20 protein-coding genes are annotated in these 16,734 nt (G+C 63.7%); 12 read left to right on the plus strand and 8 right to left on the minus strand.

What is annotated here, in order from left to right:
• Positions 1-274: 274 nt before the first annotated feature.
• Complete coding sequence (locus IGW04_RS24055; RefSeq protein WP_194715639.1) at positions 275-712, minus strand: universal stress protein; 438 nt, start codon at positions 710-712, stop codon at positions 275-277.
• 2 nt (positions 713-714) lie between these two features.
• A complete protein-coding gene (locus IGW04_RS24060) occupies positions 715-1,110 on the minus strand; it encodes a TraR/DksA family transcriptional regulator (RefSeq protein WP_194715640.1) in 396 nt (131 codons plus the stop codon).
• A gap of 199 nt (positions 1,111-1,309) precedes the next feature.
• Between IGW04_RS24060 and IGW04_RS24065 the strand changes: the two genes are divergently transcribed.
• Positions 1,310-2,095, plus strand: a complete 786-nt coding sequence (locus IGW04_RS24065; protein WP_194715641.1) for a transporter — start codon at positions 1,310-1,312, stop codon at positions 2,093-2,095.
• 18 nt (positions 2,096-2,113) lie between these two features.
• On the opposite strand, the gene hmpA is transcribed toward IGW04_RS24065, so the two are convergent.
• The 3 genes from hmpA to IGW04_RS24080 all read right to left on the minus strand — a co-directional run bounded on the left by hmpA (position 2,114) and on the right by IGW04_RS24080 (position 4,102).
• Entirely contained in the window at positions 2,114-3,307 is a 1,194-nt protein-coding gene (hmpA, locus tag IGW04_RS24070) for an NO-inducible flavohemoprotein (protein ID WP_194715658.1), read from the minus strand.
• Between the two features lie 57 nt (positions 3,308-3,364).
• The gene (locus tag IGW04_RS24075; protein WP_194715642.1) at positions 3,365-3,835 is read right to left on the minus strand and encodes an Rrf2 family transcriptional regulator; all 471 of its coding nucleotides are present in this window, start codon (positions 3,833-3,835) and stop codon (positions 3,365-3,367) included.
• Between the two features lie 72 nt (positions 3,836-3,907).
• A complete protein-coding gene (locus IGW04_RS24080) occupies positions 3,908-4,102 on the minus strand; it encodes a hypothetical protein (protein WP_194715643.1) in 195 nt (64 codons plus the stop codon).
• Between the two features lie 139 nt (positions 4,103-4,241).
• Here IGW04_RS24080 and IGW04_RS24085 point away from each other — a divergent pair, with 139 nt between their 5' ends.
• The 4 genes from IGW04_RS24085 to ybaL all read left to right on the plus strand — a co-directional run bounded on the left by IGW04_RS24085 (position 4,242) and on the right by ybaL (position 8,013).
• Positions 4,242-5,198, plus strand: coding sequence for an MBL fold metallo-hydrolase (locus tag IGW04_RS24085; protein WP_194715644.1), 957 nt, complete (start codon positions 4,242-4,244; stop codon positions 5,196-5,198).
• A 35-nt stretch (positions 5,199-5,233) separates the two neighbouring features.
• Positions 5,234-5,536: an HNH endonuclease family protein gene (locus tag IGW04_RS24090; RefSeq protein WP_194715645.1), complete on the plus strand. Its 303-nt coding sequence runs from the start codon at positions 5,234-5,236 to the stop codon at positions 5,534-5,536.
• 118 nt (positions 5,537-5,654) lie between these two features.
• Positions 5,655-6,215: a metal-dependent hydrolase gene (locus IGW04_RS24095; protein ID WP_194715646.1), complete on the plus strand. Its 561-nt coding sequence runs from the start codon at positions 5,655-5,657 to the stop codon at positions 6,213-6,215.
• A gap of 124 nt (positions 6,216-6,339) precedes the next feature.
• Positions 6,340-8,013 carry a YbaL family putative K(+) efflux transporter gene (gene ybaL, locus IGW04_RS24100; RefSeq protein WP_194715647.1) on the plus strand — a complete coding sequence of 558 codons (1,674 nt, stop codon included), beginning with the start codon at positions 6,340-6,342 and terminating at the stop codon, positions 8,011-8,013.
• Positions 8,014-8,052: 39 nt separating this feature from the next.
• Here ybaL and IGW04_RS24105 read toward each other — a convergent pair whose 3' ends face one another.
• Positions 8,053-8,964 (minus strand): LysR family transcriptional regulator, encoded by a 912-nt coding sequence (locus tag IGW04_RS24105; RefSeq protein WP_194715648.1) that lies wholly within the window; start codon positions 8,962-8,964, stop codon positions 8,053-8,055.
• Between the two features lie 131 nt (positions 8,965-9,095).
• Here IGW04_RS24105 and IGW04_RS24110 point away from each other — a divergent pair, with 131 nt between their 5' ends.
• The 5 genes from IGW04_RS24110 to IGW04_RS24130 all read left to right on the plus strand — a co-directional run bounded on the left by IGW04_RS24110 (position 9,096) and on the right by IGW04_RS24130 (position 12,332).
• On the plus strand, positions 9,096-9,281 hold the full coding sequence (locus IGW04_RS24110; RefSeq protein WP_194715649.1) for a hypothetical protein: 186 nt from the start codon (positions 9,096-9,098) through the stop codon (positions 9,279-9,281).
• A 71-nt stretch (positions 9,282-9,352) separates the two neighbouring features.
• Positions 9,353-10,126 (plus strand): alpha/beta hydrolase, encoded by a 774-nt coding sequence (locus tag IGW04_RS24115; RefSeq protein ID WP_323744903.1) that lies wholly within the window; start codon positions 9,353-9,355, stop codon positions 10,124-10,126.
• A 48-nt stretch (positions 10,127-10,174) separates the two neighbouring features.
• Positions 10,175-11,161: an LLM class flavin-dependent oxidoreductase gene (locus IGW04_RS24120; protein WP_194715651.1), complete on the plus strand. Its 987-nt coding sequence runs from the start codon at positions 10,175-10,177 to the stop codon at positions 11,159-11,161.
• A gap of 69 nt (positions 11,162-11,230) precedes the next feature.
• Complete coding sequence (ribA, locus tag IGW04_RS24125; RefSeq protein ID WP_194715652.1) at positions 11,231-11,872, plus strand: GTP cyclohydrolase II; 642 nt, start codon at positions 11,231-11,233, stop codon at positions 11,870-11,872.
• A gap of 4 nt (positions 11,873-11,876) precedes the next feature.
• Complete coding sequence (locus tag IGW04_RS24130) at positions 11,877-12,332, plus strand: acyl-CoA thioesterase (RefSeq protein WP_194715653.1); 456 nt, start codon at positions 11,877-11,879, stop codon at positions 12,330-12,332.
• A gap of 19 nt (positions 12,333-12,351) precedes the next feature.
• Here the strand turns inward: IGW04_RS24130 and IGW04_RS24135 are convergent, their stop codons facing one another.
• Positions 12,352-12,948 (minus strand): TetR/AcrR family transcriptional regulator, encoded by a 597-nt coding sequence (locus IGW04_RS24135; RefSeq protein ID WP_228527362.1) that lies wholly within the window; start codon positions 12,946-12,948, stop codon positions 12,352-12,354.
• Between the two features lie 114 nt (positions 12,949-13,062).
• Here IGW04_RS24135 and IGW04_RS24140 point away from each other — a divergent pair, with 114 nt between their 5' ends.
• Positions 13,063-13,881 (plus strand): metal-dependent hydrolase, encoded by an 819-nt coding sequence (locus IGW04_RS24140; RefSeq protein WP_194715655.1) that lies wholly within the window; start codon positions 13,063-13,065, stop codon positions 13,879-13,881.
• Positions 13,882-13,977: 96 nt separating this feature from the next.
• Positions 13,978-15,282, plus strand: a complete 1,305-nt coding sequence (locus IGW04_RS24145) for a hemolysin family protein (RefSeq protein WP_194715656.1) — start codon at positions 13,978-13,980, stop codon at positions 15,280-15,282.
• 13 nt (positions 15,283-15,295) lie between these two features.
• Here IGW04_RS24145 and IGW04_RS24150 read toward each other — a convergent pair whose 3' ends face one another.
• The gene (locus IGW04_RS24150) at positions 15,296-16,243 is read right to left on the minus strand and encodes a bestrophin family protein (protein ID WP_194715657.1); all 948 of its coding nucleotides are present in this window, start codon (positions 16,241-16,243) and stop codon (positions 15,296-15,298) included.
• Positions 16,244-16,734 lie beyond the last annotated feature (491 nt).

Genomic DNA, 16,734 nt, shown 5'->3' on the forward strand with positions numbered 1-16,734 from the left:
GCAGGCTGAAAAGCCTGAAGCAACCGCCCCTAAAGGGCTATAAATAAGGCGCTAAACCGTCCTTTTTATCCAGATCCGACCATATAGATCAGTGTCACCGAAAAAAGAAGGCTTGTTCAGCGTAGCCTTAGGTTCTTGGGATGACCTTTACGGTATGCGACCGCGCTGCAATGCCCTTCGGGTATTGCACCCTACGAACCGCTGATCATCCCTGGGCGGCTCTTCCAAAGGCAATCCTGCTTGCCTGGTTAATGCCACTCAGGCTGGAAATGCGCTAGCGCAGCACCATCACCGGCACCGGGCTGTGCGCCAGCACCTTCTGCGCCTGGCTGCCGAAGAAAAAGCGGCCCAGCGGGTCGCCGCCATGCATGCCGATGAAGATCGCATCGCAGTTCAGGCGCTGCGCTGCGTCGAGTATCTCGCGGTGCGGTTCATACGAGGTCACAGCGGAGCCTTCGCAGGCCAGGCCCGCTTCGCGGATCAGGCGTTGCGCCTGTCCGATGCGGCCGCGGGCATGCGCCAGTGCGCGCTCATTGAAATCCTCGGAAAGCGGCGCCAGGCTTTCCGGATAAGGCTCCGCGACTGCCAGCGCAATCACCTTGGCGTGCAGGGGCCGGGCGAACGCGATCGCCGCCGCCAGCGCCTTGTCCGACAGCGGCGAGCCGTCGACCGGCACCAGCACCGTGTGAAATCGGGGCGTGCCGGCGCTCATGGCTACATGGTGGGACGAGGCGGCGCATCGGGCCGCTGTTCCAGCTGTTCCTGGCAGGCGATGCAGCGGCGCGCGGTCGGTTGCGCTTGCAGCCGGGGCGCGCCGATGTTGCCGTCGCATTCCTCGCAGGTGCCGTAGCTGCCATCGGCGATCCGGGCCAGCGCGGCATCGATTTCCTGCAGCTCGGCGGCATGCCGCTGCGCCATCGAAATGGTGGTGTCGGTTTCCAGGTCGGCTTCCGAGCGGTCGCCGGCATCGCTGGGTATCTTTTCCAGCGACAGGTCGTCGGGATCGCTGGTGCGCTGGATCTCTTCCTGCACCGTGCCCAACGCAGCGGCGCGGTCCTGCTGCAACCGTGCCTGCAGCTTGCCGATCTGTTCCTTCGTCAGTGCTTCCATGCTTGCTCCGTCAAGTGTTTGCACTACTGTAGCCAGCACGATTGCAAAGCCGGTTGACTTCAATCAAGCGGGCCCGGCTGCGTTCGGCCTGTCAGCGACGCGGTTTCGAACCACGTAAGCCATGCATCCGGACAAGGAACTTTTCCCCTGTTGCATTCTCTAGTTTGTTGCCATTAAAAAAACATCAACATAAGAAACCATGAAAAATGCCCTGATCAAGGCCGGCGTGGCGCTTGGCATGCTTGTCCCCGCCATCCACGCGTATGCCGATGAAGTGAAGGATCTGGAGGAGGATCTGTCGCTGACCATCGAGGATGCCACGCCCAGCCAGCCCGGTTCGGTGCAGTTCAACGGCATTGCGCGCTACCAGCGGGTGCGGCCTTCGGAGCCGGGCGGGGGACGGAATGAATTGCAGCTGACGCCGCGCATGCAGTTCGGCGTAGCCCGCGACTTCCAGATGTCGGTGGCCGCGCCTTACCGCGTGGGCAATGCCGAAGACACCAGCCAGGGCGAGTTCAGGATCGATGGCCTGTACCGGTTCAATACCGAGAGCGGCAAGCTGCCGGCGTTTGCCGTCAGTGTCGGCATCGAGCGTCCCTATGGCGCCGACAGCGGCGGCACCGAGGTGATGGTCAAGGGCATCATGACCAAGTCGCTGGGCGTGGTGCAGGATGCGAACCGTCCGGCCCAGCTGCATCTGAACGTGATGGCGCGCCACAATCTGCGGCCCGATGTAAGCGAACGCCGCGACCGCTACCTGGCCGGCGCGGCATTGAGCAAGCAGTTGAACCAGCGCTGGCTCCTGGCCGGCAGCCTGTTCCGGGAGCAGCAGCGCGAGCGCGATGCCGCGTACAACATGGGCGAGGTCGGCGCGCGCTGGAAGCTGTCGGAAAAGCTGATGCTGTCCGGCTCGTTGGGCCATGGCTTCAACCATGGCGCGCCGCCGTTGCGGCTAGTGGTGGGCTTCCAGCGCTCGCTTGATTGACTGCGGACTGCCAGGCCGTCAGTCCAGGTAGTCCAGCATCTCCGGGCCGAACACTTCACGATGAAGCCTGGCCGCCGGCACGCCGGAACTCAGCAGGTTCTTCCACTGCGCCCGCATGAAGCCGATCGGCCCGCACAGATAGACCTCGGCTTCCTGCCGCGGCCAGTCGGGCAGCGCTTCCACCCGCATGAAGCCCGGCTCGGCCTGGTCTCCGGCTGCCATGTGCTCGTAGAAGGTTGACACCTCCAGCTGCGGCATCACGGCCTGGGCCGCCTTGATGTCTTCCTGGTGCGGATGATGGCGGGCGTCGCGCGCGGCGTGTCCGAACACGACCCGGCGTTCCGGATGGACTTGCGCGATGCGCTTCAGCACCGAAATCATCGGCGTGATGCCGACGCCGGCTGACAGCAGCACGATAGGGCGGCCCGACTCGGTATCCGGCGTGAATTCGCCGAACGGATGGGTTACCCGCAGGATGGCGCCCGGCTGCACGTTGTCATGCAGCCAGTTCGACACTTCGCCCTGCGGCGTTTCATGGCCGGCCGGCTCGCGCTTGACCGAAATGCGCAGATAGTCCGCGTCCGGCGCGTCCGACAGGCTGTACTGGCGCAGTTGCACATGGCCATCGGGAAAGCTGACCGACACGCTGATGTACTGGCCCGGCTTGAAGTCGAATGCGGCTTCGCCGTCCATCGGCGTGAGCGTGTAGGAGCGCACGTTCTCGCTCTGCTGGCGCACCTCTGCCACCCGCATGTCGCGCAGCTGGCCCGGCTGCACGCCGGCCTTTGCATACAGGTGCCGCTCGGTGTCGATCAGCAGGTCGGCCAGTTCGCCATAGGCTTCGGCCCAGGCATTGATCAGCGGCTCGGTGGCGGCGTCGCCCAGCACCTCCTTGATCGCGCCCAGCAGATGCTGGCCGACGATGGGATAGTGCTCGGCCCGTATGCCTACCGATGCATGCTTGTGCACGATGCGATTGACCACCGGCCCCAGCGCCGCCGCATTGTCGATGTTGGCGGCATAGGCGAACACGGCTGCGGCCAGCGATTGCTGCTGCGCCCCGCTGGCCTGGTTGCCCATGTTGAACAGGTTCTTCAGTTCGGGATGGGCGGCAAACATGTTGCCGTAGAAGCGGCGGGTGATCGTCACGCCATGCTCGCGCAGGACCGGGACGCTGGCATCGATATAGGGGCGGGAAGCGGGTGTAACCATCATGACTCCTGATATGTTGCATTAAAGATGCATGTTTAACGGCAAAAAAAAAGCGGCCTAGCCTGCGGCCGCTGCGGAGAGGGAAGAGGCGGTAAAGCTGCGATGCATCCGGATGATCTGCTCGCCGGTATTGCCGGTGACCAGGTCAGCCAGGCTGTACCGGTTCATCGCGTCGTAAAACGCGTCCATGCCGGTCCGCAGCGCGTCGCGCAGCAGGCAGTCGGCGCTCAGGCGGCAGGACAGGGCCTCGCAATTGACCAGTTCCGGATCGCCTTCCAGTTCGCGCAGCACCGCGCCGACGCGCAGGCTGGCCGGCTCGACCGCGAGGCTGATGCCGCCGTTGCGGCCGCGCAGCGCCTGCACCCAGCCCGCTCTTGCCAGATGGCCCACCACCTTCACCAGATGGTTTTGCGGTATGTCGAACTGGCTGGCGACCTCGGCCACCGTCACCGTGGCGCGGCTTGCTTCAGTGCGCGACAGATAGATCAGGACGCGCAGTCCGATATCGGAAAAACGGGTGAGGCGCATGGGGTGACTGCTGCTCCAGAGCATGAACGGCCGCCATTCTAACAAATATGCATAAAATATGCATATTTAAATTCAGGCGTCGCCAATGATCTTCACGATGCGTCCGCTGCCGCCGCAATTGACGCAGGCGGATTGTCCCTGCCGTCCGCTGCCCTGGCATTCGGGGCAGATATCTTCCGCGGTCTGGGGCGCGCCGGGTTCGGATTCATCGCCCGGATTGCGCTGTGCGGCCGGCGCCGTAATGCCCTTGCTGTTGCTGGAGTCCATCGCTGCTCTCCCGAAATGAATGGCGGTTCGACAAGCCGTTGATGCAGGATGTTCCGGAGCAGGGAACGACAATGCGGCTTTGCCGGCATAATCGTGCTCCATTCCTTGCCATCCAATCACGATTCCAGGAGAGTTTGCGATGCTGTTGTCCCGACTGCTGCGTTCATCCCTGTTCACCCTGGCAAGCCTGCTGGCCAGCGCCGGCCATGCCGCCGCGCCCATGGTGAAAACCCAGGCGCCCGGTTTTTACCGCATGATGCTGGGCGATTTCGAGATCACCGCCTTGTCGGACGGCACCGTGGCGCTGCCGGTGGATCAGCTGCTGACCAATACCAACCCGGCCCGGGTCGACCGCGCGCTGGCCCGTTCCGGCCTGTCCAGCCCGCTGGAAACCTCGGTCAATGCCTACCTGATCAATACCGGTGAAAAGCTGGTGCTCATCGACGCCGGCGCGGCCGCGCTGTTCGGCCCGACCCTGGGCAGGCTGGCCGCCAACCTGAAGGCGGCCGGCTACCAGCCCGAGCAGGTCGATGAAATCTATCTGACCCATCTGCATGCCGACCATGTGGGCGGCCTCACCAGCGACGGCCGCATGGCCTTTCCCAATGCCGTCGTGCGCGGCGACGGCGCCGATGCCGACTACTGGCTGAACGACACCAACCTGTCGCGTGCGAAGAAGGAGGACAGGCCGGCATTCGAAGCCGCGAAGGCGTCGCTGCAGCCGTACATCGAAGCGCATCGCTTCCGTCCGTTTCGCGGCGCAACGCCGCTGGCGGCCGGCATCAGCGCCTTGCCGCGCCATGGCCATACCGCCGGCCACACCAATTATCTGGTGCAGAGCCGCGGCCAGCGGCTGATGCTGTGGGGCGACCTGATCCACGTGGCTGCGATGCAGTTCGATCAGCCCGCGGTGACCATCTCCTTCGATACCAATGCCCGCGCCGCTGCCATCGAGCGCAAGCGCGCCTTTGCCGATGCGGCAACCGGCAACTATCTGGTCGCCGGCGCCCACCTTTCCTTTCCCGGCATTGGCCGGGTGCGCGCCAGCGGCCGCGGCTATCTGTGGCTGCCGGTCAATTACACGGTGCCCAGGTAAGTGAATGGTCTCCAATGGCCACGGTCTGAACGCTGATGAAAGCTTCGCCATCCATGCTGCCGCCGTGCCCGCTATGCGGCCGTGCCATGGTGCCCGGCCCTTCGCTGAACGAGCATCACATGGTGCCGAAGAGCCATCGCGGCCGCGACACCGTGACCATGCATCGCATCTGCCACAGCAAGATCCATTCGGTGTTTTCCGAACGTGAACTGGCCACTTACTACCACACCATCGAACGTTTGCTGGAGCGTGACGAGATACGCAAATTCGTCGGCTGGGTGAGGAAAAAAGACCCCGAATACTTCGACCGCAACCGCAAGCCGTCGCATCGGCGCTAAAACATCGAATAAATCGAACTATATTTTCGATTTGAGGTATTGGCTGCTGTATTTTTGTGCAGCGTTCTGCCAATATTGCACTCCCTTTTCAACCTCCTCTTTCCCTGATCGCCGCATCATGGCCTCCAACAAAGCACACCACGCCACAGGCTGGGCGGCGGGACTGATGGCAGCGGCAGTCGTGGCGCATTCCGGCGCCGGCGGCGACTACCATCTGGGCACCCTGATGGCCCTGTGCATGGGCGTCTGCGGCGGCACCGCGCCGGACTGGATGGAGGTAGCCTGGTGGACCCGCAAGAGGCGCCTCTGGATCGCGCACCGCACCCTGACCCATTGGGGCGTGGGCTGGCTGGCCCTGCTGTACTGGTCCTATCATGCGCTCGGAGAGCATGTGATGGCGGTGCCCGCATTCGGCTTTGCCGCCGGCGGCCTGATGCATCTGCTGGCCGACTGGCCCAATCCGCTCGGCGTGCCATGGATCGCCACCCGCCATTCCCTGAAACTGTGGAACAGCGGACGCTGCGACATCATCATCGTCGGCCTGGCCTGGCTGGCGGCCTTCATGGTCGGCGACCATGTCTGGTTCGATGACATCCATACCCTGCACGCGATCAATTTCGTCAAGACCCTGCCCATCCATGCCTGGCTGATCCGCGCCGGCTATCCCGCCTTGTCCTGAAAGCGCCGTACCCGGGCCGCGAACCCTGTGCGCGGCCCGACAGTCCCTTTTGATTCGAACAATGTCGGGCGTTGGATAAAATGCGCCCAACAACAAGCTATCGAGAGAAGGATGCCGCGCACCCATGTCCCATGACATTCCCCTGATTACCACCATCGTCGCCGGCCTGGTCCTGGCCTTCCTTTTCGGCAGCATCGCCCATCGCCTGAAAATGCCGCCGCTGGTCGGTTATCTGCTGGCCGGCATTGCCATCGGCCCTTTCACGCCGGGCTTCGTCGGCGATGTCGATCTGGCGCAGCAGCTGGCGGAAATCGGCGTGATCCTGCTGATGTTCGGCGTCGGCCTCCATTTCTCGCTGAAGGATCTGCTGGCGGTGAAGGGCATCGCCATTCCCGGCGCGCTGGCGCAGATCATCCTGGCCACGCTGATGGGCATGGCCATGGGCTGGCTGATCGGATGGCCGCTGGGACAGGGGCTGCTGTTCGGCCTGGCGCTGTCGGTGGCCAGCACCGTCGTACTGCTGACGGCTTTGCAGGAACGGCGGCTGGTGGAAACCCGGCGCGGCCAGATCGCGATCGGCTGGCTGATCGTCGAGGACATCGCCATGGTGCTGGCGCTGGTGCTGATCCCGGCGCTGTCGGGCATCCTCGGCGGCAGCGGCGAATCGCTGTCGACCGATGCGCTGCTGTGGACATTGGCCGCCACGCTGGGCAAGGTGGTCGCCTTCATCGCCGCGATGCTGCTGGTCGGGCGGCGCCTGATACCGTGGACGCTGGAGCGGGTCGCGGCCAGCGGGTCGCGTGAACTGTTCCGCCTGGCAGTGCTGGCCATTGCCCTCGGCTTTGCGCTTGGCGCTGCCTATGTGTTCGGCGTGTCCTTCGCGCTTGGCGCCTTCTTCGCCGGCATGATCCTCGGCGAGTCCGACCTGAGCCATCGCGCCGCCGAGGAGTCGCTGCCGCTGCGCGATGCCTTCGCGGTGCTGTTCTTCGTCTCGGTCGGCATGCTGTTCGACCCGTCCATCGTGGTGCGCGAACCGCTGCTGGTGCTGGCAACCGTGGCCATCATCGTGGTCGGCAAGTCGCTGGCGGCGCTGGCCATCGTGCGCGCCTTCGGACATCCTGCCAGCACCGCGCTGACCATTGCCGCCAGCCTGGCCCAGATCGGCGAATTCTCCTTCATCCTGGCCACGCTGGGCGTGTCGCTGGGCCTGTTGTCCCAGACCGGGCGCGACCTGATCCTGGGCGGCGCCATCATTTCCATCCTGCTCAATCCGCTGCTGTTCGTGGTGCTGGACCGCCTGCGCAGCCGCAAGGGCAGTCCGCATGAGCAGGCGCATGCGGCCGACCCGGCCGGGCCGGCCCTGCCGGAGATGACGGGACATGCGGTGCTGGTGGGCTTCGGCCGGGTCGGACACCTGGTTGCGCTGGCGCTGACCGAGGGCGCGCAGGACTTCGTTGTGATCGAGGATGACCTGTCCGTGGTGCAGGCGCTGCGCCGCGACGGCGTGCCGGCGCTGTATGGCAACGCGGTCGCGCCAGGCATGATGGAGCTGGCGCAGGTGGCCAGCGCGCGCTGGCTGCTGCTGGCCATTCCGGATGCGCTGGAAGCGGGGCATGTGATCGCCCAGGCCAGGAAGCAGAATCCCGGCATCGACATCATTGCCCGCGCCCACTCCAACGTGGAGCGGCTGCACCTCGAGAAGCAGGGCGCCAACCAGACCATCATGGGCGAACGTGAGATCGCCGCCGGCATGGCGGGTTGCGTGCTGGGGGAAGCGCTTTCGGAAGCGGGCAGCTAGGCCGCCCAGGCCAGGGGCAGGGCGCTGCGATGCAAGCGCCTACGCCATGTTCAGGTCGACATTGCCGGCAAACAGCTCCGCCACCCATTCGACGAACGCGCGCACCGTGGCCGACAGGTGCCGGCTTTGCGGATACACCACATGCAGCGGCACCGGGGCGGTGTCCCAGTCGCCCAGCACCCGCTCCAGGAGGCCGCTGCGCAACGGTTCATTGACCAGGAACGACGGCACCCGCATCACGCCCAGGCCAGCCAGGCCGGCCATCATCAGCGCCTCCGAGCTGTTGACGGCGAAGCGGCCGCCATGCGTCTTGCGCAGGCTGACGCCGTCCCGCTCGAAATCCCAGGCCAGCGCCTGCTTGCTCGTCGACACGATGTAATTGATGCACTGGTGCCGGGCCAGGTCATCCGGATGGGCCGGCCTGCCATGCGTATCCAGATAGGCCGGCGTGGCGCAGGTGACGAAGTGCAGCACGCCGATGCGGCGTGCGATCAGGCTGGAGTCGGGCAGGTCGCCACCGCGCACCGCGCAGTCCACGCCTTCCTCGATCAGGTGGATCGGACGGTCGCCGCAGCCCATCTCCATCGTGATGTCCGGATAGCGCCGGTAGAAGTCGGGCAGCGCCGGAATGATCAGGCGCTGTCCGATGCCGCTGGGCACTTCCACCCGCAGCCGGCCGCTTGGACTGGCATGGGTGCGTGAAAGCGTGTCCTCGGTGTCGCGGATGTCGGCCAGAATGCGCAGGCAATGCTCGTAGTAGGCCGCGCCATCCGCAGTCACATTGACCTGGCGGGTAGTGCGGTTGAGCAGCTTGACCGACAACGCATTCTCCAGCGCCTGAATCAGGGTGGACACGGTTGCCTTGGGCATGTGCAGCTGCTCTGCGGCGCGCGTGAAGCCGCCGGCGTCGACCACATGTACGAACACTTCCATCGCCTGCAACTTGTCCATGCGCACTCACTGTTTCCGATGATTGTTCACAGATGTGAACAGTCAATTCCAATTGTTAGTCTTTATCCGATGATAAATCAGTCCTATAGTTTGTGCTATGCAGCAAATTAGCCTGCTTCCGGAGTGCCTTCATGATGTCCGAACACGAACCCATCGCCGCCCTGTTTGCCATTGTTGTGCTGCTTGCCAGCCTGGTGCTGGCGGCTGCGCTGACTGACAACGTTCATGGCAGTCAGCAGGTCCAGGCGGAATACGCCGGTTTCGATGCGCTTGCCCAGCAGCTCTTCGGTGGCGTCAAGGACATTCCGGCAAAATGACGGAAAAGCAACAATTGCAGTGCAGCAAAATAGCGATAAGGGAATTACAGGCACAGGGGTCGCTGGGAAAGTTGCCTGCCCGGCTGTACCGTCCCGCGAACGCCGAAAAGCCCGCGCCTGGCCTGATCGTCTTCTTCCATCAGGGCGGATTCGTCGGGGGCAGCCTGGACGAGTGCGACGAATTCGTTCGGGCGCTGACCCTGCGCGCCGGACTGCCGGTACTGGCATCGAGCTACACGCTGGCCTGCCGGCAGCCATTTCCCGCTGCGGTCGAGGATGCCTATGCCGTACTGCGCTGGGTGGCGCGCCGGCCGAATTCCCTGGGCTGGAATGGTGAACGCCTGCTGTGCGCCGGCATCGAGGCAGGCGGCAACCTGGCCGCCGCATCCGCGCTGATGGCGCGCGACCGCGGCGAGCCGGCGCTGGCCGGACAGATCCTCATCATGCCCATGCTCGACCCGGGACTCACCACCTGCTCGATGCGCGCAATGAACAGGAACCCCGACGTGGCAGGCGTGGCCGACGCCTGCGCCGCCGCCTACCGCGGCTATCTGCCGCGAGTGGCCGACCGCCTGCATCCGTATGCAGCGCCGCTGCAATCGAGCCGGCTCAAGGGGCTGCCGCCGGCGCTGATCCTGTCGGCCGAGGAAGATCCCCTGTGCGACGAAGCCGAGCAATATGGCGCGCGCCTGATCGCCGCCGGCACCCGCACCCTGGTGCGCCGGCTGCCGCCGCTGCCGCTGCAAGACGGCGCCGCCCGCTGCAACTGCGCCCGCGAACAGACGGCGCTGGAAGAAATCGCGGCCTTCATCGGCGCGCTGCGCATACCCGGCATTGGCGACTGAGCCGCAGCGCCCAACCAACCATCACCGATTCCAGAAAGGAGACAGGCCATGGCCGTCTTTTCCATCCTCGACCTCTCACCCATCGTCAAAGGCGGCGATGCCGCCGTCGCGCTCGACAACACCCGCGACCTCGCCCGGCATGCCGAGCGCTGGGGCTACCACCGGTTCTGGGTGGCCGAGCATCACAACATGAGCGGCATCGCCAGCGCCGCCACGGCGCTGGTGATCCAGCATATCGCTGCCGGCACCAGCACGATCCGGGTCGGCGCCGGCGGCATCATGCTGCCCAACCATGCGCCGCTGATCATCGCCGAGCAGTTCGGCACCCTGGCGGCGCTGTACCCCGGCCGCATCGACCTCGGCCTGGGCCGCGCGCCCGGCACCGACCAGCGCACCGCCCGCGCCCTGCGGCGCAACATGGGCGACAGCGGCGATTCCTTCCCGCAGGACGTGCTTGAACTGCAATCGTATTTCCGGCCGGTGCAGCCGGGCCAGGCGGTGCGCGCCGTCCCCGGCGCCGGCCTGGACGTACCGATCTGGCTGCTGGGCTCCAGCCTGTTCAGCGCCCAGCTGGCGGCGGAGCTGGGGCTGCCGTTCGCCTTCGCTTCCCATTTCGCCCCGGCCTACATGCAATCGGCGATCGACATCTACCGCAGCCGCTTCAAGCCTTCGGCCCAGTTGCAGAAGCCGTACGTGGCGGTGGGCGTGAACCTGTTCGCCGCCGCCGACGACGCCACCGCGCAGCGCCTGTTCACCTCGCTGCAGCAGCAGTTCCTGAACCTGGTGCGCGGCGTGCCGGGGCAGCTCAGCCCGCCGGTCGACAGCATGGACGGCCTCTGGTCGCCGGACGAGAAAAGCCATATCGACCGCTCGCTGTCCTGCTCGGCGGTCGGATCGCCGCAAACCGTGGCGGCGCAACTGCGCGCCATCGAGGAGAGCACCGGCGCCGACGAACTGATGCTGACCGCCCTGATGTACGACCATGCGGCCCGCCTGCGCTCCTTCGAAATTGCTTCCCGGCTACGGGCGGCGTGATGCAATGCGGCGTGATCGGTTAGTATTGACGGTTTCGCCGAATTCCCGTTAATCACTCAGTCAAGCGCCATGCAACTCCAACCAGATACCAGCGCGGCCAGCAATGCGCCCGAAACGCTGGAATACGTTACCTCCTGCGAACTGCCGATGCCGTGGGCCACTTTCACGCTGCATGCATTCGTCGAGTCGAAATCCGGCAAGGAGCATCTGGCGCTGACCCTGGGCGACGTGGCCGACGGCAAGCCCGTGCTGGGCCGCATCCATTCCGAATGCCTGACCGGCGATGCATTGTTCTCGCAGCGCTGCGACTGCGGCGCCCAGCTCGAGAGCGCGCTGCGCAGCATTGCCGCCGAAGGCCGCGGCGTGGTGCTCTACATGCGCCAGGAAGGGCGCGGCATCGGCCTGATCAACAAGGTCCGAGCCTATCGCCTGCAGGACGCCGGCGCCGACACCGTCGAAGCCAACCATGAACTGGGCTTCCAGGCCGACCAGCGCAGCTATAGCCATTGCAAGCCGATGCTGGAAAAGCTGGGCATCGTCAGCCTGCGCCTGATGACCAACAACCCGCGCAAGATCGACGCCGTTACCCAGTACGGCGTGGCGGTGGCGGAAAGGGTGTCGCTGATCGTCAACCGAAACCCGTTCAACCGGCGCTACCTGCAGACCAAGGCGTCCAAGCTCGGCCACCTGATCCCCGACGAGGATGTCTGAGCGCATGAACGCCCTGAAGCATGAACTGTCAATGACGGTGCTGATGACGCCCGACATGGCCAATTTTTCCGGCAACGTGCATGGCGGCGCGATCCTGAAGTATCTCGACAGCGTGGCCTATGCCTGCGCCAGCCGCTATTCAGGCAGCTATGTGGTCACGCTGTCGGTGGACCGGGTGGTGTTCCGCCAGCCCATCCACGTTGGCGAACTGGTAACCTTCCTGGCCGCGGTGAACTATACCGGCAGCACCTCGATGGAAATCGGCATCAAGGTGGTGACGGAAAACATCCAGAAGGGGCTGGTACGGCATACCAACAGCTGCTATTTCACGATGGTGGCAGTGGATGAAGACCGCAATCCGGTCAAGGTGCCACCGCTGCAGGCCGACACCGAGGCGCAGAAACGGCGCTTCGCGGAAGCCGAGAGGCGCCGCGCCTACCGCAAGTCGCAGGGAAATTAATCCCGCAGCACAGCGTCGCTCAGGTTACCGCGCGCACCAGCTGCAGCGACGGCGACACCAGTTCCTGCAGCCGGTCGGTGCGGTTGCGCTCGATCGCTTCGAGCACCAGTTCATTGATGCCGCCTACCACCGCCATCGCCATGTCCGGCTGCAGCGGCAGCTTGTTGCGCCGCGCCCGCGCCGGCACATTGATCACCTGCAGCATGAAGTCGGCCAGCGCCTGATTGACCCGGCGCCGCGCCGCCAGTCCTTCCTCCCCCAGCCCGAGTATCTCGATGAACAGCGTGCGCAGCAGCACCGGGTTCTGTCCCAGGCAGCTGAAGTAGGCTGAAATCGCGTGCTCGACCTGGGTTTCCCAGTCATGCGCCGGATCGATCGCGGTGCGCAGCACGTCCAGCGCATTGCTGCTGGCCGCTGAATAAAGCGCGATCAGGCACTGTGCCTTGGTCTTGAAATGCTCGTAGAAAGTGCGACGCGACACGCCCGCGGCGGCCACGATATCGGCAATGGTGGTATCCGCATAACCCTTTTCCGCGACGGCCTTTCCCATGCCTTCCAGCAATCGCCTGCGATGGCTGTTGGCTTCCTCCGGAATGACTGGTTTTTCTTGTTTCATAGCTGGTCCATGCTGCTGGTACTTGACAGTACCAATGTTTGAGAACATCATTGCCGACACATTAAGCACCGGCAGATAAAGCCGTTATTGCATCCCTTTCCGATTGAATCCGCCATGACCGATCTCGTTGTTCGCCGTCTTCTCATTGACCTGGAAAAACCGTTCGCCCGCCACTGGTGCGGCGGCGATGCCTTCCGGACGGCCTTCTTCAATGCGCTGTCCATGAGCTTTCCCATCGGTGAACAGTTCTTCATCGATTCGGTGCGCAACGGCTACAAGGCGCTGCCTGCCGCAGAGCAGCCGAAGTATAAGGCGGAAGTGCAGGGATTCGTAGGCCAGGAAGCAACCCATCGCCGCATTCATTCCCTGTTCAATGCGCACCTGGAACAGCAAGGCCTGGTCAATGCATGGGGGCCGCGCGCCCAGCGCCGCCTGAAGCTGATGGAAGGCGTGCATCCTCTGCACTGGCTGGCCATTACCGCGGCCAATGAGCACTTCACCGCGATCTTCGCCGAGTGGATGTTGAAGAACAGCGATCTGCTGGACGACGCCGAGCCGCGCCTGAAGACCATGTGGCTGTGGCACAGCGCCGAAGAGTCGGAGCACAAGAGCACCGCCTTTGATCTGTATCAGGCGCTGGGCGGCAACCATGAGTGGCGCATCCGCTGGTTCCGCCGCATCACCTTCATTTTCCTCGGCGACACCTTGCGCCAGACCATCAACAATCTGCGCCGGGACGGCACTTTGTGGAGGTGGGGCACCTGGAAGAGCGGCATCGGCTATCTGTTCGGCCGTCGCGGCCTGCTGCGCGACAGCTGCGGTCCATGGCGTGACTATCTGCGCCGCGATTTCCATCCCAGCCAGCAGGAAAGCGATCTGTCGCGCCGCTGGCTGGCTGACAACGCCAGCGCCTATACTGCCGTCGGCGCCTGATAGCGGCGCCGGATCAAGCTTGCTGCCCGCAACAGGCAGGCGCGCCAGCCGGCCCCTGTAAAATGGTCCGCTCGTTACGGAGCGAGCGCTGACAGAATGGAAATTGCGATAGTACTGGGCCTGGTCCTTCTCAATGGACTGTTTGCCATGTCCGAAATCGCCTTGATGACCGCCCGCAAGGCGCGGCTGCAAAAGCTGTCGGAAGCCGGTGACAATGGCGCCCAGGCTGCGATCCAGTTGGGAGACGACCCCAACAAGTTTCTTTCCACGATACAGATCGGCATCACCTCGATCAGCATCCTGAACGGCATCGTGGGCGAAGCGACCCTGGCGGGGCCGGTGCGCACATGGCTGCAGGCACAAGGCATGGAAATGCCCTACGCCGGTTATGTCGCCACTGGCCTGGTGGTCGTCATCATTACCTATTTCTCCATCGTTCTGGGCGAACTCGTGCCCAAGCGGCTGGGCCAGATTTCGCCGGAGCCCATCGCCCGCCGCGTGTCCCGCCCGATGAGCTGGCTGGCCGCTGCCGCCAAGCCGTTCGTCCGGCTGCTTTCTGTCTCTACCGAGGGCGCGTTGCGACTGATGGGCGTGCGCGACGCGGGCCGACAGGCCATGACCGAGGAAGAACTGCATCTGATGCTCGATGAAGGCACCCAGTCGGGCATCATCGAGCGCCAGGAGCACCAGATGGTGCGCAACATCTTCCGGCTGGACGACCGCCAGGTATCCTCCTTCATGATCCCGCGCAGCGACGTTGAATACTTCGACATCAACCGCAGCCTGGAAGAAAACCTGCAGCGTTTCGGGCAAAGCCGCCATAGCCGCTTCCCGGTGCTGCGCGGCGGCTGGGACGACATCGTCGGCGTCGCCTGCGCCCGGGAAATGCTGGCCCAGACGCTGCGCGGCCAGCAGCCCAGTCTGCTCGACAACCTCCAGCCGCCGGTCTATGTGCCTGAAATACTCACGGGACTAGACCTGCTGGAACAGTTCCGGAACTCGGCGGTGCAATTTGCATTCGTGGTGGATGAGTACGGCGAAGTGCAGGGCATCATCACGCCGCAGGACATCATGGAAGTCATCGCCGGCGAATTCAAGACCCAGCATGCCGAAGACGCCTGGGCGGTACAGCGCGAAGACGGATCGTGGCTGCTTGACGGCCTGATTCCCATCCCGGAACTGAAAGACCTGCTCGACCTGAGCCGTGTGCCCGAGGAAGGGCGCAGTCATTACCATACCCTGAGCGGGATGGTCATGCAGTTGCTGGGCAAGCTGCCCCAGACCGGCGATTACTGCGACTGGGAAAGCTGGCGCTTCGAGATTGTCGACCTTGACGGCATGCGCATCGACAAGGTGCTTGCCATTCGCAAGCCTCAGGACGCGGCTGCCGCTGCAATGTGAAAGAAATGTCCATCTAGGTCAGGCAGTAGTTTACCGGTCCCAGCGGCGGTGGCACGTCGGCATCACCGAGGGCGGACCGCAAGTTGATCTCGATGGTCCTGCACAATGCATCGAGCGGCAAATCATTCTCGGACGTGCCAAACGGCTCCTCGATCTCATCGCCCAGCGCATCCAGCCCGAAGAATGTATAAGCCACGATGGCTACCACGAACGGCGTCATGAACTCCAGCGTGTCCACCAGGCCGAAGGGCAGCAGGAAGCAGTAGAGATAGGCGGTGCGGTGCAGCAGCAAGGTGTAGGAAAACGGAATAGGCGTGTTCTTGATGCGATCACAGGCAACCGCCCGTGCTGTCATTGAAGAAAGCGTGTTGTCAATCGTCGCTGCCAGACAACCTTCCGTCCAGCCCTGTTGCAGGCACTCCTGCAGATCCCGTCCCATGCGCAGCATCAGGAATGCAGGCAAGTTTTCCTGGGTTGCCGCCATGCTCCACTCGCTCGCCGCAAGGAACGGTTTCAGCGGGCCGGCATCCGTCAGCCGTCTCAGCCGCATGCGCAAGGCATGGCTATAGGCGATCGCCCGGTAAATCATCCGCGTACGCACATCGTCAAGCCGCACGGTGGCTTCATCCACCAGCCCAGTACCCGGACGGATCAGGGCCAGGCATTGCCGACACAGGTTCTGGGTATCACCTATTAGGCCGCCCCACAGCTTGCGGCCCTCCCAATAGCGGTCATAGGCAGCGTTATTCCGGAAGCCGAGAAAAATGGCGAGGGGCAAGCCGATCAGCGTGAACGGTATCGCCGTCAGCGTGATCTTGCGGTCGAATACAGTGCCATGCGCGGCGGTAATCAGCACGGCGAACACAATGTTAAACAGCAGCACCGCCTGTATGCGTTTGAGCACCGAGCCACGCAAGGCGAAAAACAATCTCAGCCCCGAAGGGCGGTCACGCAGGATCATCGGCAATTCCTTCCAGTGTGTTGCTCGTTGTCGTCCAGCCGGGCCATGCGCCGGTATCTGCGTCCATCCTAAAGAATTTTGCGCGCCACCCCTTGCATTCCAAAACCGGGCTTTGCTATAGTTCGCCTCCCGCCGCAGCACAGCGCGGCGGGGGCGGAAAAAGGCAGCATGCTGGTCCGGTTTTTTTGAAGCGAAGCGAAAAAAAACTGTTGACGCCAAACAGCAAAAGCCACATAATCTCGCCTCTCTGCTGCTGACGAACACAACGCTTCGCAGCAGCCGGCAAGTCCTCCGGGGCGGCTGGCAGCAGACTGAATTGCCCGGTTCTTTAACAACCAACAACCGATAAGTGTGGGCACTTGACGAAGTGCGCCGGCGGCAACGCCGGATGCTCAACTATTAAGCAAGTGCTCACAACAAAGAAGTAGAACGATTCGCAAGAATCGGTCTGTCAGTATTTTGAGTGAGCGACGGTTCTTCGGAACCTGCCA

Source organism: Noviherbaspirillum soli (assembly GCF_015352955.1).
GTDB lineage: Bacteria > Pseudomonadota > Gammaproteobacteria > Burkholderiales > Burkholderiaceae_D > Noviherbaspirillum_A > Noviherbaspirillum_A soli.

Bases quoted from the DNA above. Each gene is read 5' to 3' on its own strand.
- IGW04_RS24085 (WP_194715644.1), top strand. From the start codon at position 4,242: ATGCTGTTGTCCCGACTGCTGCGTTCATCCCTGTTCACCCTGGCAAGC.
- IGW04_RS24140 (WP_194715655.1), top strand. From the start codon at position 13,063: ATGACCGATCTCGTTGTTCGCCGTCTTCTCATTGACCTGGAAAAACCG.
- IGW04_RS24065 (WP_194715641.1), top strand. From the start codon at position 1,310: ATGAAAAATGCCCTGATCAAGGCCGGCGTGGCGCTTGGCATGCTTGTC.
- IGW04_RS24075 (WP_194715642.1), bottom strand. From the start codon at position 3,835: ATGCGCCTCACCCGTTTTTCCGATATCGGACTGCGCGTCCTGATCTAT.
- ribA (WP_194715652.1), top strand. From the start codon at position 11,231: ATGCAACTCCAACCAGATACCAGCGCGGCCAGCAATGCGCCCGAAACG.
- IGW04_RS24150 (WP_194715657.1), bottom strand. From the start codon at position 16,243: ATGATCCTGCGTGACCGCCCTTCGGGGCTGAGATTGTTTTTCGCCTTG.
- IGW04_RS24145 (WP_194715656.1), top strand. From the start codon at position 13,978: ATGGAAATTGCGATAGTACTGGGCCTGGTCCTTCTCAATGGACTGTTT.
- IGW04_RS24105 (WP_194715648.1), bottom strand. From the start codon at position 8,964: ATGGACAAGTTGCAGGCGATGGAAGTGTTCGTACATGTGGTCGACGCC.
- hmpA (WP_194715658.1), bottom strand. From the start codon at position 3,307: ATGGTTACACCCGCTTCCCGCCCCTATATCGATGCCAGCGTCCCGGTC.
- IGW04_RS24060 (WP_194715640.1), bottom strand. From the start codon at position 1,110: ATGGAAGCACTGACGAAGGAACAGATCGGCAAGCTGCAGGCACGGTTG.
- IGW04_RS24135 (WP_228527362.1), bottom strand. From the start codon at position 12,948: ATGAAACAAGAAAAACCAGTCATTCCGGAGGAAGCCAACAGCCATCGC.
- IGW04_RS24080 (WP_194715643.1), bottom strand. From the start codon at position 4,102: ATGGACTCCAGCAACAGCAAGGGCATTACGGCGCCGGCCGCACAGCGC.
- ybaL (WP_194715647.1), top strand. From the start codon at position 6,340: ATGTCCCATGACATTCCCCTGATTACCACCATCGTCGCCGGCCTGGTC.
- IGW04_RS24110 (WP_194715649.1), top strand. From the start codon at position 9,096: ATGATGTCCGAACACGAACCCATCGCCGCCCTGTTTGCCATTGTTGTG.
- IGW04_RS24130 (WP_194715653.1), top strand. From the start codon at position 11,877: ATGAACGCCCTGAAGCATGAACTGTCAATGACGGTGCTGATGACGCCC.
- IGW04_RS24090 (WP_194715645.1), top strand. From the start codon at position 5,234: ATGAAAGCTTCGCCATCCATGCTGCCGCCGTGCCCGCTATGCGGCCGT.
- IGW04_RS24055 (WP_194715639.1), bottom strand. From the start codon at position 712: ATGAGCGCCGGCACGCCCCGATTTCACACGGTGCTGGTGCCGGTCGAC.
- IGW04_RS24095 (WP_194715646.1), top strand. From the start codon at position 5,655: ATGGCCTCCAACAAAGCACACCACGCCACAGGCTGGGCGGCGGGACTG.
- IGW04_RS24120 (WP_194715651.1), top strand. From the start codon at position 10,175: ATGGCCGTCTTTTCCATCCTCGACCTCTCACCCATCGTCAAAGGCGGC.